Source organism: Pseudomonas sp. IT-P2 (assembly GCF_949767575.1).
Classification (GTDB): domain Bacteria; phylum Pseudomonadota; class Gammaproteobacteria; order Pseudomonadales; family Pseudomonadaceae; genus Aquipseudomonas; species Aquipseudomonas pharyngis.
Genome location: NZ_CATKQA010000011.1, coordinates 913,078 through 925,950, shown reverse-complemented (window position 1 = coordinate 925,950; position 12,873 = coordinate 913,078). Strand labels below are relative to the sequence as shown.

At 57.6% G+C, this 12,873-nt stretch carries 9 protein-coding genes; 5 read left to right on the top strand and 4 right to left on the bottom strand.

All coding sequences use genetic code 11. The annotated features are described in order from the left end of the window. Positions 1–4: 4 nt before the first annotated feature. A complete protein-coding gene (locus tag ACM6JM_RS10875) occupies positions 5–1,042 on the top strand; it encodes a hypothetical protein (RefSeq protein ID WP_039768839.1) in 1,038 nt (345 codons plus the stop codon). Between the two features lie 2 nt (positions 1,043–1,044). Then, a complete protein-coding gene (locus ACM6JM_RS10870; protein WP_039768838.1) occupies positions 1,045–1,644 on the top strand; it encodes a hypothetical protein in 600 nt (199 codons plus the stop codon). Positions 1,645–1,716: 72 nt separating this feature from the next. Here the strand turns inward: ACM6JM_RS10870 and ACM6JM_RS10865 are convergent, their stop codons facing one another. Further along, on the bottom strand, positions 1,717–2,034 hold the full coding sequence (locus ACM6JM_RS10865; RefSeq protein WP_007959502.1) for an SCP2 sterol-binding domain-containing protein: 318 nt from the start codon (positions 2,032–2,034) through the stop codon (positions 1,717–1,719). A gap of 48 nt (positions 2,035–2,082) precedes the next feature. Beyond that, complete coding sequence (locus ACM6JM_RS10860) at positions 2,083–2,793, bottom strand: histidine phosphatase family protein (RefSeq protein WP_085668223.1); 711 nt, start codon at positions 2,791–2,793, stop codon at positions 2,083–2,085. 207 nt (positions 2,794–3,000) lie between these two features. Here ACM6JM_RS10860 and sohB point away from each other — a divergent pair, with 207 nt between their 5' ends. Both sohB and ACM6JM_RS10850 read left to right on the top strand, forming a co-directional pair. Beyond that, on the top strand, positions 3,001–4,023 hold the full coding sequence (gene sohB / locus ACM6JM_RS10855) for a protease SohB (protein ID WP_074690330.1): 1,023 nt from the start codon (positions 3,001–3,003) through the stop codon (positions 4,021–4,023). Between the two features lie 195 nt (positions 4,024–4,218). Then, complete coding sequence (locus tag ACM6JM_RS10850) at positions 4,219–9,072, top strand: NEL-type E3 ubiquitin ligase domain-containing protein (protein WP_414881841.1); 4,854 nt, start codon at positions 4,219–4,221, stop codon at positions 9,070–9,072. 61 nt (positions 9,073–9,133) lie between these two features. Here the strand turns inward: ACM6JM_RS10850 and ACM6JM_RS10845 are convergent, their stop codons facing one another. Together ACM6JM_RS10845 and ACM6JM_RS10840 are read right to left on the bottom strand one after the other, a co-directional pair. After that, positions 9,134–9,628: a DUF934 domain-containing protein gene (locus ACM6JM_RS10845; RefSeq protein ID WP_007959510.1), complete on the bottom strand. Its 495-nt coding sequence runs from the start codon at positions 9,626–9,628 to the stop codon at positions 9,134–9,136. Further along, the gene (locus ACM6JM_RS10840; RefSeq protein WP_039768834.1) at positions 9,612–11,270 is read right to left on the bottom strand and encodes a nitrite/sulfite reductase; all 1,659 of its coding nucleotides are present in this window, start codon (positions 11,268–11,270) and stop codon (positions 9,612–9,614) included. The genes ACM6JM_RS10845 and ACM6JM_RS10840 overlap by 17 nt, the downstream gene beginning before the upstream one ends. Positions 11,271–11,795: 525 nt before the next feature. On the opposite strand from ACM6JM_RS10840, the gene ACM6JM_RS10835 reads away from it, so the two are divergent. After that, positions 11,796–12,869 carry an ABC transporter substrate-binding protein gene (locus tag ACM6JM_RS10835; RefSeq protein WP_414881840.1) on the top strand — a complete coding sequence of 358 codons (1,074 nt, stop codon included), beginning with the start codon at positions 11,796–11,798 and terminating at the stop codon, positions 12,867–12,869. Positions 12,870–12,873: the final 4 nt, after the last annotated feature.

Genomic DNA, 12,873 nt, shown 5'->3' with positions numbered 1-12,873 from the left:
ACGCGTGGCTGCACCAAAGAAGAAACAGGCCAAGACCACTGATCAGCATGCGACGACTCAGGTCACGGGCACGCTGGCACAGGATTATGTGACGGTGGTGGGGGCTTCCTACATGTCGACGATAGAAAACTGGCGCGGGCAGAAGGGCAATAAAATGCGCTTCATCAATCAAGGCATCCGACAACTGACGAAGTACCCCGAAGGCACGCCAAGTTTTTCGAAACAACGCGTCTTTCTGATTTTCAAGGATGACTATCCGCAAAACCTGCTGGCGGCCTTGAAACTGGTAGTCGAGCGCGATCATGGCGCGCAATACCGGGAACTGGATTCAATATCCGGCCTGGTGGATTTCATCTTTACCCGGCAACGTCGCGGCAGAGAAATCAAACAGCTCGATTTTTTCTCCCATGGCGTAGTGGGTGCAATCGAGCTGGGATACGAGCTGGATAAGCGTGAAAGTTACCGATTACGTGATGCCCAGGCGAAAATGTTCAAGCCGGAAGCGTTTGCATACGGTGCAAAGATTCACTCTTATGCCTGTCGCACCGGGCTGGGCATCAACGCCGAGCGTTGGGTGCTCGAGGGCGAAGACCCTCATTATGAACTCAGCCTCGCGCAAATCATGGCTAATGCAACCCGGACAACCGTCATGGCGTTTCCGCGTCGCAGCAATTACGACACGACTTATGGCACCAACGCGGAGCGGCAATCGGTGCCCGGCACGCGTCAGCGGATGGCCTCCGACAGGGAGGCGATGGAAAGCTACACCCGCAAGAATATCGAGTATCAACGAAAGCTTGCAGAACACCGTAAGACAGCGAAGAACCCGACGGCTGAGCTTCCAGATGAAAAGGCCCCGCAAAAACCCCTTTCAACGGTTACTGATGAGGAGCGCAAGTTGGTAGCACATGAGGACAGCCGCAGTTTTCACGAGAAAACCGTGGGTTACCCGCTGGATGCGTTGGGTGCACATCGTGATGTCCGTTCCGGGGATACCCCCACCGGGGTGCCGGCCCACCTTCTTGAATACAGACCCGCTTGAGCATGCTGCGTCTATCGAGAAAGAACTGCCTTCTGCTCATCTTGCTGGCAGTGTTCATCACTACGGTATTTTTTTATTACAGCAAGGAAGATCAAATGTCCGCCAGGGTAATGATGTATTACGGCGACTGGAGCCCTGAAGAAACGCGCTTTGACGCGACACGATGGTTCAGCTCGGGAATGTATCGACCGCGTTTTATGGGTACGCCTTCCGCACAGAGTCCTGTCACCATGCTGCGCAACAGTCCTGATCCGTTGAGGGGCATTTCGAATGACGAGTTTCTGACCAAAGTGCTGGTTGCGATGGAAGAGCGTTATCCGAAGGTGGATACAGAGGGGCTGGTTCTCGATACACCGGATCTTCGTCGCCAGATTCGATATGCCTACAGCGCGTTCTCCCAACCGGACAGACCGGTGGATTCCTATTGGTTGTTTGTGACTCTTGGGGGCGACACGTTTGTCATCACGATTGACTGGGATGTCACCGACAAAAAAATGCTGACTGGGTCGATGGCTGAGCATCTGGCTGAAGGAAGTGAAGCGGCCACTGCGTTTCGAGATATTCAGCGAGAGCTGGAAAGAGCGCCGGGTTCAACACGTTGATGGTTGGAGATCATCGGCCTCTGAAAGCACGAATCCCGCCAGAGGCGGGATTCGCGAATTGCGTCCGGACGTTTACGCCGGGAAAAGCTCGGACAGTTTCATCGACAGCATCATGTCGCCTTCAACGCGCAGCTTGCCGCCCATGAAAGCCTGCATGCCGTCGGTTTCGCCGCTGACGATACCTTTGAGGGTTTCGCTGTCCAGCACCAGCGTGCAGTTGGCGTCCGGGTTTTCGCCTTCCTGGATGTCGCAGGTGCCGTCTTTGACGATCAGGGCGTATTGCTTGTCTTCGTCAGTGATGTTGAAACCGAAGACCAGATCCAGACCGGCAGCGGCGGCTGGGTTGAACTTGGCTTGCATTGCTTTTACGGCATCAGCTACGGAGGTCATGGTTCGATCCTTTTTGGTTGATTGCAGCAGGGTCACAGTAATCCGGACTCAGCGAAACGTGATGAGTTCCGGGGCCTTCAGCAGTTGCAGGTGTGCATGACTGTTGAAGGAAGCCAGAGCCACCTCGCGACCGCGGAACTTCAGCTGGTTGAGCGAGGTGTTGACGATTTGCCAGTTCAGTTCAAAGGCCTGCCGGGCAGGCATTTGAGTGATGAGGTGGAGCAGGGCGGTGATTGTTCCACCTGAGGTGAACACCGCAATTTTCTGGGTGTTGTCGGCTTGTTCGAGTATTCGGTGCAGACCGGCCTGAACCCGTTCGACGAAACCCAGCCAGCTTTCCAGGCCAGGTGTGTCGTAGGTGCCGGCGAGCCAGCGCTCGATGATCAGGGCGAAGATGCGCTGGAATTCGCCACGGTTTTGCGCGGCGTTGCGCAGGATTTCCAGTGCTTCGGGCTCTTGCGGCAGCATGGCCGGGAGCAGGGCGCGGATCACGGCGTCGGCATCGAATTCGTTGAAGGCCGAATCGATTTCCAGAGCCGGAACCGGCAAACCGACGGCGGCGAACTGTTCCAGCGCGCTGTTGGCCGTGTGTTGCTGGCGGCGCAGGTCGCCCGACAGGCAGCGGTCGAAGCTGATTCCGAGTTCGGCGAGGTGGCGGCCGAGAATTTCTGCCTGGCGTACACCGGTCGGCGACAGGACGTCATAGTCGTCTGCACCGAAGGAGGCCTGGCCATGTCGAATCAAGTAGATGCTGCCCACGTCCGCGTCGTCCCGGTACGTTGAAGGTTGAGGCGAGGTTATGGGGATGACGGTGAGCTGTCAATGAAAAAACATACGCTTGTTTGAAATGCCCGTTCCAGCCTTGTTGCCAGAGGTTTCACGGCTGGCCGACGGGCCGGTGCATGGGTATGCTGGAGCCAATTCCCGCGTGTGTTTCAAGATCGCGCATCGTTTGAAGGAGTCACTGTGGAGTTTTTCACTGAATACGCCAGTTTCCTGGCCAAGACCGTAACGCTGGTCATCGCCATTCTGGTGGTGCTGGCCAGTTTTGCTGCGTTGCGCAGCAAGGGCCGGCGCAAATCTGCGGGCCAGTTGCAGGTCAGCAAGCTCAACGATTTCTATAAAGGCCTGCGTGAGCGTCTGGAGCAGACCCTGCTCGACAAGGATCAGCTCAAGGCCTTGCGCAAGGGCCAGGCCAAGTCCGAGAAGAAACAGAAGAAGAAACCCGAGGCCAAACCTCGGGTGTTCGTGCTGGACTTCGATGGCGACATCAAGGCCTCGGCCACCGAAAGCCTGCGCCACGAAATCACCGCGCTGCTGACCCTGGCCACGCCGAAGGACGAAGTGGTCCTGCGTCTGGAAAGCGGCGGCGGCATGGTGCACAGCTACGGTCTGGCTTCGTCGCAACTGGCGCGCGTCCGTGAAGCCGGCGTGCCGTTGACTGTGTGCATCGACAAGGTCGCAGCCAGCGGCGGCTACATGATGGCGTGCATCGGCGAGAAGATCATCAGCGCGCCGTTCGCCATTCTTGGCTCCATCGGTGTGGTGGCGCAGTTGCCCAACGTCAACCGCCTGCTGAAAAAGCATGACATCGATTTCGAAGTACTGACCGCCGGCGAGTACAAACGCACCCTGACCGTGTTCGGCGAAAACACCGAGAAGGGCCGGGAGAAATTCCAGGAAGACCTGGACATTACTCACCAGCTGTTCAAGAACTTCGTTGCCCGTTATCGCCCACAGCTGGCGATCGACGAGGTCGCCACCGGTGAAGTCTGGCTCGGCATCGCGGCACTGGACAAGCAACTGGTCGACGAACTCAAGACCAGCGACGAATACCTGGCCGAGCGCGCCAAACAGTCCGAGGTCTATCACCTGCACTACGCTGAACGCAAAAGCCTGCAGGAGCGGATCGGCATGGCGGCCAGCGGCTCGGTGGATCGCGTGTTGCTGAGCTGGTGGAGTCGTCTGACCCAGCAGCGTTTCTGGTAATGCTCCGTGGGGGCGTCGGCGGCAAATGCCAACTGCCCCCTCTGCATTTTTATTGAAACGATGTGCGTTACATATATAGTTTAAAGTTTAAAGTTACTGCTGTTTCATAGTTCGTATCCATCAACTATTTATGCTTTTTTTTAATTGGCCCCGGCTCTAGGCTAATTATTCAAAATTGTTTGATGGATGTTTTACATGGAAGTTAGGCGAGACGAAAAAATAACTTTAGAAATGACACCGGCTGAACAGGGTGTGCATTTTGATCTGTTGAAAAAACATACCCCTGCCTGGATGCTTGAGTCATCAGCCGAAGTTCGGAATGACTTATATGCAAGCCTGAAGTCCAGTTATGTGTCGAGGAACGCTGCGGTCAGCGCGTTGCGAGCATTCAAGTCGCCGGAGCAATTCTGCAAACCTTTACTGGCCAAGGCCATGTCCGACAGGTTGGCCGAACCTTTTCAGGTGGAGGGGGTGGTATTTCAACATGTGCGCTCCACTTCCAGCCTGCTTGGGCTGCGACGCAAACTTGTGCTGCCGATTGAACGGGATCTATTGACCGCTGCATGTGAAAACTTTGAAGTCAGCGAGACACTGCCCCAGAATTATCATGAACAATCACATCTCTATATTCCGGAAAAGATAACGGGGCATGTCAGTCGGACACTTTCAATTGAGCCTCATGAGTTTGCCAAGCTTTGTCGAGATCTGGATCTGGGAAAGCAATATCAAGCCCATGTGGCTGATTTGTTCGGTGACAAGAATAAAACTGGCAGCCTGCTTGATAAAGGTCTGGTCTATGCCAAAGATCGATTCGCGGTCGAACGGCATCTTGCCTACCTGCAAAAACATATCAGTGCCGATGTATACCGTATGCTTCATACCGTGGGGAACGAAGAGTCATCGAACCAGAATGTCCTCGCGTACAAGACTCTGAAAATACTGGGCGTACAACTGCATGGTCCGATATCCATAGCGCCCGTCAGCGAAAACGACGACCGATGTGTGATTTACCTGCCGGGTGATTCGCTGCACCCTTTGAAAGAGTATCTGTCGTTTAACCGATTTGAGGTAGATCTAAGTCGTCGCCTGAGAACAACCGAATTTCTCGGTTTTTTCATGGGGTTCATCAAGCTCAAGGATCGCCCCGAGTTTCTCGCTGCTCTGGATAAGCGCTTGTTGTCGGTGACACCTCCGATCCTGCCCAAGGACTCTATCTATCTCCCGCTCGAAGAGCTTGATCTGGGTAAAGAGCATAAGAATGATCTGTTTCGGGCAATGTTCCAGATGCAGGCCGAACGCATCCGCGCAGATGCACGATTGCTGGTGATCCCGACGGATGACGAGGACGAAAAGACCCGGTTGGCCAGGCTCGATACCTACAAAACCATTGCGTTCAATACGGCACTGTTCTTCGCCTCATTTGTGCCTGTTGTTGGTGAAGTCATGTTTGCCGTGGCCGGTATCCAGTTGCTTGACAATATTTACGAAGGTATTTCCAGCTGGGCAGCGGGGGACCAGGAGCGGGCCACGGATTATCTCTTTGATACCATCGAGAACCTGATTGTAATGTCTGCTGCGACCGCAGGCGTAAAGGTAGCGATCGGTACCTACAAGGTGGTCAGGGCCTCCCCCTTCATCCAGCGACTGCGTTCAGTGCCTATCTCGTCGGGTGTGCTGCGGTTGTGGAATGTCGATCTGGCGGCCTACAGGCGACACCGGGCGATGCCTCGCGGGATCGAAATGGACGAACAGGGGCTCGTCCGAGAGCACAGCAACCTTTTTTTGCGCATTGACTCCGACAATTATGTCGTACGGCCGAGGCCTGAGTCCGATGTTTGGGAGGTGGCCCATCCTGACGTGGCGGACCGTTACTCCCCCGTACTGGAAACCAACCGCGCCGGCGCCTGGCGACACGACTCCGAACTTCCCCAGGACTGGAACCGCCTGAGACTGTTCCGTCGTCTGGGGTATCGCCAGGAACACCTTACCGATGCGCAGGCTTTACAAGTCCTGGCGACCATCGATATCGGCGAACAGCCGTTGCGGCAACTGTTCATTGATCGAAGCAAGCCGATGGCCGTGCTCGTCGACAGCGTCAGGCGATTTCGCGCCGATGCGGCTGTCGAGCAATTCATGAAACAGTTGAATAACCCTTTATCCGCTTCTGCTGCCAATCCGGACTTGCAACTTTTCCTCCTTACGTCCGCCCCTGGGTGGCCAAAAAACCTCGCGGTGAGTGTGGTCAGTGTCGTCGGAAAGGAAATCGAACGCTATGGTCCGGCAAAGGCGCTACAGCGGTTGAAGATCGGCGAAGAACGGCTTCACAAGGGTGATTACTATCCGGTGTTGCTGGCCGGTCTCGACAGCCCTCAACGATTGCGCTTGCTAGGCTCGGCGCCCGCTGACCAGGCCGGACAGATCGAACAGCTGAGGGTCGTGATCGCCGGCAAGGCGAACAAATCACGCCTGGGACTGTTCCATCGGGTCGATCTCCAGACCGACGTTCTTCGCGAATCCCTGGCCGAGCCGGTACGTGAGGCATTTGCCGGTCTGCCAGCGAGCGTTGCCGATGAACTGGTGGCCAACGCTGATTCGGGAGAACTGGAAGAACTCGAGTCCGGTAGCGTGCCTTTGCGTCTGGCCGAAGAAGCGCGGCGCTATGAGCAAGTCGTTCGGTTGAATCGCGCCTACGAAGGACTTTATCTGGACGCCGCCTGTGGGCTGTCCAGCGATCTGCTGGTGCTGGATAGCCTGGCCAGTCTGCCGGGGTGGCCTGCCGACGTGTTCATCGAAATTGTGGAGTGGGCGGTGCATTCGGACGAGCGCGCGAGTATCGGCAGTACGACTGCGCGCCACAAGGTTTTTATCGAAGCCTACACGGATCGATTTCAAGCACTCGATGCGGACGAAAAAGTGCTTACAACTCACGACGGCCGCACTCGCGAGAGTTTCTTTCATGCGCTGTGGGACGGCCTGCCGGAGCACGCACGAAAATCCCTGAAGGTTGACGTCGACAAAGGAGAGGAGGTCTTGCGTCGAAAAATCACTGCGATGGCTCATCAACGACGCGAGGTTTTCGCCCGCCTGCTGGAAAAGGAAGCGTTGCGTGAAGGTTATCGCTCGCCCATGGTCCTGGCTGATCGCCTGGTGGAACGATCGACCTGGCTGGCCGAGCCACCTGCAGACCCGGCATCCAGGCGATCATCTGTACTGATACAACGTGCCCGGGAGTTGTTCCCCTCGCATTCGGCTGCGCAAATCGATCATTTCGTGAAGACACTGGACAGCGACGATGTACTGGCAGTCCGGACGCTCGAGGGGTTGAGGCAACAATACGAGTCGATGCGTAATACGCTGGAGCAATGGGTTCATCGCGACACCCGATATCAGGTGGGCGACGGCCCGAGGCGCAAAGTTCCTCCGCGCAGCAAGGCAAGGGCCGCCCAGGCGATTCTGCAGGCCTGGCGCAGGGAATCCGCTACCGTGACGCAAGCCTCCCGGACGTTCTACAGACTGGTGTTTGATCCGCAACCGCTTGGCGACCTGCCTGTCATCGTCGCCGACTTCCGACATGTCAATGCACTGGAAATGGACAATGTGGGCGCCAGTGCCGGTTTGAATGCTTTTTTGCATAACTTCCCCAATCTGAACGACTTGAGCCTGACTGGAAACGGGCTGACTCGGGTTCCCCTGGCGCTTGAGAGCATGTCACGGCTGACCCATCTGAATCTGAGCAACAATCAGATTCATCTGACCGCTGAAGCACAGGCTTCGCTAGCCGCAATGACACATCTGCAATCGTTGAACCTGAGTTTCAATCCTGATCTCGGCCGCTTGCCGGCCGTGACCTCCTGGAGTCGCTTGCGTCACCTGTCATTGCGTGCCAGTGGCATCAGTCAGTGGCCATTGGGCGTATACGGTCTGGCTGAACTGCAAACCCTGGATCTGCGTGACAACATGATCGCGACACTGCCCGACTCAGTGTTCACGGCTCGTCTGGAGCTGAACCGAGGTACTAATGTCGACGGCAATCCGCTTTCGCCTGCCACCCTGAGAGCAATCGCAACCTACCAGCGGGATCGTGGCATCAGTCTGGGCGTGATTACTGCCGACTACATCCAGCGAGTGCCGGAGGCGCTGCGTACGGATGCACTGGGTGCTCACTGGGTCTCGGGCGTGGCAGGCGATCTGGTCGTCCAGATGCAGCGGACCTGGGCGGCATTGATCACCAACCCGCGGTCCAGGGATTTCTTTCTGGTGCTCGAGCAAATGCGTTACACCGCCGACTACACCCGCCAACATACACAGTTGGCCCAGCGAGTCTGGAACGTGTTGCAGGCCGCTTCAGAAAGCGATGAACTGCGTAACGCGCTGTTTCGAATGGCCTGGATCGGTCGAGTCAGTGCTGCAGATGCCTCTGCTCTGTTCAGTGATATCGAAGTCAGGGTGTTGTGTTACCGGGCAATGGAGGCTGCGCGCTCCGGTGCGCAGTCTCTTGAAGGGGAGCTGATCCGGTTGCTGCGGGGCCTGTTCCGTTTGCAGGAAGTGGAAAAGCAGGCGTTGATCGAGATAAGCAGCCGTACGCAGGATGGCACGCTCAGTCGTCAGCAGGCGCTGGAGCTGAACCTCGGCTACCGGGTCGGGCTTGCCCAGCGACTGGATCTGCCTGCCCAGCCACGGGACATCAATGTCCGACTCGATGTCGAGATCACCGAAGAGCAACTGGACCGGGCCTACACCGAGGTCGTCAAGGCAGAAAACTCACCCGCACTGCTGGCGTCGATCAAGACACAGCCTTTCTGGTCGCAGTACTTGCATACGATATATCGGGAACAGTTTCTGACGCTGCTGAATGACAGTGCTGACGCGTTCGCGCGACTGGAGGTGCAGGCAGAGCTGCCACGGCCGGTTGCGACTCAAAGAATGATGGCGATCTTCGAAAACTATCGAAACCAAATGGCGAGACTGACCCGACAGTTGACCGAACAGGCCCTGGCCCGGCATCCAGGACTGAGCAGTGTGCAAGCACAGGGTTCTGCGCGCCTGTGAGCTGAAACAGTGGGGGGAAACGGTGCGATCCTGAGCCCGGTAGCCGGGCTCAGGCGCATGTTCAGCGGCGACGGAACAGCGGCAGCGGTTCGTCAGTGGCGGCCTGATAGGTCACCGAGAAGTCCTTGAGGCTTTCAAGGGCATCGTACGGGTCTTTGTCCGCGCGCAGGGCGAAGGCATCGAAACCGCAACGGCGCATGTAGAACAGCTGGTCGCGCAGTACGTCGCCAATCGCTCGCAGTTCGCCTTTGAAACCGTAACGGTCACGCAGCAGGCGGGCGTTGGAGTAGTTGCGGCCATCGGTGAACGCCGGGAAGTTCAGGGCAATTACCTGGAACTCATTGACGTCGTCACCGATTTCTTCGGCTTCTTCATCGGCGTCCAGCCACACACCCAGACCGCCATCGCGGGCCTTGAGCATGCGGGCGTGTTCACGCCACAGCTGCAGCGGGACGATCAGGTCGTCGCAGTTGCTGATTTCGTCGATGTTGAAATCCTTGGGCAGCAGGTGCCAGGTTTCGTCGACGACCTCGTTGTTCTTAATGATTCGCTGCATAGACGCGTTCCTTGAAGAGGTCGATGCCAATACGCTGGTAGGTGTCGATGAAACGCTCGTCTTCGGTGCGCTGTTCCACGTACACGTCGATCAGTTTGGAGATCACGTCCGGCATGTCTTCCTGGGCGAAGGAAGGGCCGAGGATCTTGCCCAGGCTGGCGTCACGGCTGGCGCTGCCGCCGAGCGAGACCTGGTAGAACTCTTCACCTTTCTTGTCCACACCGAGGATGCCGATGTGGCCGACGTGGTGGTGACCGCAGGCGTTCATGCAGCCGGAGATGTTCAGGTCCAGTTCACCGATGTCGAACAGGTAGTCCAGGTCGTCGAAACGGCGCTGGATCGATTCGGCGATCGGGATCGACTTGGCGTTGGCCAGGGAGCAGAAATCACCGCCAGGGCAGCAGATGATGTCGGTCAGCAGGCCGATGTTCGGAGTGGCGAAGCCACCTTCACGCAGTTCGCCCCACAGGGTGAACAGCTGGCTCTGCTCGACGTCGGCCAGAATGATGTTCTGCTCGTGGGAGGTGCGCAGTTGACCGAAGCTGTAGCGGTCGGCCAGGTCGGCGACGGCGTCGAGCTGCTTGTCGGTGATGTCACCCGGTGCAACGCCGGTCGGCTTCAGGGACAGGGTCACGGCCACATAGCCCGGCTTCTTGTGCGCCAGGGTGTTGCGGGTGCGCCAGCGGGCGAAACCCGGATGCTCTTTGTCGAGGGCGGCCAGTTCGGCGTCCTGACTGCTCAGTGCCTTGTAGTCCGGGTCGACGAAGTGTTTGGCGACGCGATGGACTTCGGCTTCGGTCAGGGTGGTCTGGCCGCCGCGCAGGTGTTCCATCTCGGCATCGACTTTTTGGGCGAAGACTTCCGGCGTCAGCGCCTTGACGAGGATCTTGATCCGCGCCTTGTATTTGTTGTCGCGACGCCCGTAGCGGTTGTACACCCGCAGGATCGCGTCGAGGTAGCTCAACAGGTCCTGCCATGGCAGGAACTCGTTGATGAACGCACCGACCACCGGGGTACGACCCAGACCACCGCCGACCAGCACGCGGAAACCGAGTTCGCCAGCAGCGTTGTGTACCGGCTCAAGGCCGATGTCGTGGACTTCGATGGCCGCACGGTCGGAGGTCGAACCGTTGACGGCGATCTTGAACTTGCGTGGCAGGTAAGCGAATTCCGGGTGGAACGTGGTCCACTGACGAACGATTTCGCACCACGGACGCGGGTCGATCAACTCGTCGGCTGCAACACCGGCGAACTGGTCGGTAGTGACGTTGCGCAGGCAGTTGCCGCTGGTCTGGATGGCGTGCATCTGCACAGTGGCCAGTTCGGCGAGGATGTCCGGGATGTCTTCGACCGCCGGCCAGTTGAACTGCACGTTCTGCCGCGTGCTGATGTGGGCGTAGCCCTTGTCATAGTCGCGGGCGATCTTGGCCATCATGCGCACCTGACGCGAGGTCAGTTGGCCGTAAGGCACCGCCACTCGCAACATTGGCGCGAAACGCTGGATGTACAGGCCATTCTGCAGGCGCAGGGGGCGGAATTCTTCTTCGCTCAGCTCACCTGCCAGATAGCGTCGGGTCTGATCACGGAACTGCTTGACGCGGTCCTCGATGATCCGCTGATCGTACTCGTCGTATACGTACATATAAGTCCTGTTCTCAGGCTTTGGCCACTCGGAAAACGCTGCGTTTTCGCTTGCTGGAGTCCGATGGTTCCTCTGCAATTCTGCGCGCACGGCCGCGCACTCCCTGACGGAGCCGGGGCAATATACCCGTTTGCAGTTATGCGCAAAAGTGATGTTTGAGTATATGTAAAGAACCAAATCGCCTAACAAGAATCACTGTCAACTAAACCACATTTGTCGTGCGGACAATCATCGTCTTTACTGTGGACGAGTCTTTCTGCAATCACCGATAAAACCGACAAGAGGCGATGCAATGAGCAACCCAACCAAAGCAAGGAAAAGCGATAGCAGCGTCGATGCCTGGGCGATTCTGTTCCTGATCATTCTGGTCGTTGGAACGGCGGTATTCTGGGTCAGCCATCAGTAAAACGACTCGTCCGGGCCCCGCTTGCGACGATTGTCGGACAAAAGGCGGGATCAAGCGCCAAAGGCCAGGTGATCAATGGCTATAATGCGCGGCCATTTTTCCTTGGGCCCGGATGATTCATGTTCAAGCTTCTTCACCTCAGCCTGCTGCTGTTCGGCGCGGTTTTCGGTACCTGCGCGCGTGCGGAGTCGGTGTTGTTCCTGAATCCGGGCTCGACGCAGGAAGCATTCTGGGTCAGCTACTCGCAATTCATGCAGGCTGCCGCCCGGGATCTGGGCATCGACCTGCGAATTCTCTATGCCCAGCGCCAGCCGGAATTGACCCTGGCGCAGGCGCGACTGGCCCTGCAGGGGCCTGAGCGCCCGGATTATCTGGTGTTCGTCAACGAACAGTACGTGGCGCCGCAGATTCTGCGCTTGGCCAATGGCAGTGGTGTGAAGCTTTTTATCGTCAATTCGGCACTGACGTCCAACCAGCAGGCACTGGTGACAGAGGGCGCGGATCGCATCGGCAGCCTGGTGCCCAATGACGAGGAGGGCGGCTACCTGATGATGAAAGAGCTGATCCGCCTGCATCCGCCCGTGGCGCCCGGTGAAAGCATCGATCTGCTGGCGTTTTCCGGCCTCAAGATCACGCCATCGGCGCAATTGCGCGAAAAGGGCATGCAGCGAGCCCTGGCGGAGAATCCGCAGGTGCGTTTGCGGCAACTGGTCTATGGCGGCTGGACCCAGCAGCGGGCTTACGAGCAGGCGAAGCAGTTGCTGGTCCGCTATCCCAACGTTTCATTGGTATGGGCAGCCAATGATGAAATGGCCTTCGGCGTGATGCGTGCCGCGTCCGAGGCCGGCAAGGTGCCGGGCAAGGACGTGCTGTTCAGCGCGGTCAACACCTCGCCCGAAGCCTTGCAGGCGGTGGTCGACGGGCGTCTGAGCGCGTTGCTCGGCGGCCATTTCACCCTGGGTGGCTGGGCACTGGTCGAGCTGCATGATCACGCGCAAGGCGTCGATCTGAATCAGTATGGCGGCCGGGATCGGCAGATTCCGTTGCTGCAACTGATCGACAGGGATCATGCCCGTCGAATCCTTGCCATGGGCGCCTCGCCGGACTACGGCGTGCACTTTCGCAAGCTCTCGGCGAAAGGGCGCCCGGTTTCGTATCGCTACCCGTTCAATCTGCAGACCCTGATGCACTAGTGCC

Bases quoted from the DNA above. Each gene is read 5' to 3' on its own strand.
- ACM6JM_RS10870 (WP_039768838.1), top strand. From the start codon at position 1,045: ATGCTGCGTCTATCGAGAAAGAACTGCCTTCTGCTCATCTTGCTGGCA.
- ACM6JM_RS10865 (WP_007959502.1), bottom strand. From the start codon at position 2,034: ATGACCTCCGTAGCTGATGCCGTAAAAGCAATGCAAGCCAAGTTCAAC.
- ACM6JM_RS10850 (WP_414881841.1), top strand. From the start codon at position 4,219: ATGGAAGTTAGGCGAGACGAAAAAATAACTTTAGAAATGACACCGGCT.
- ACM6JM_RS10845 (WP_007959510.1), bottom strand. From the start codon at position 9,628: ATGCAGCGAATCATTAAGAACAACGAGGTCGTCGACGAAACCTGGCAC.
- ACM6JM_RS10840 (WP_039768834.1), bottom strand. From the start codon at position 11,270: ATGTACGTATACGACGAGTACGATCAGCGGATCATCGAGGACCGCGTC.
- ACM6JM_RS10835 (WP_414881840.1), top strand. From the start codon at position 11,796: ATGTTCAAGCTTCTTCACCTCAGCCTGCTGCTGTTCGGCGCGGTTTTC.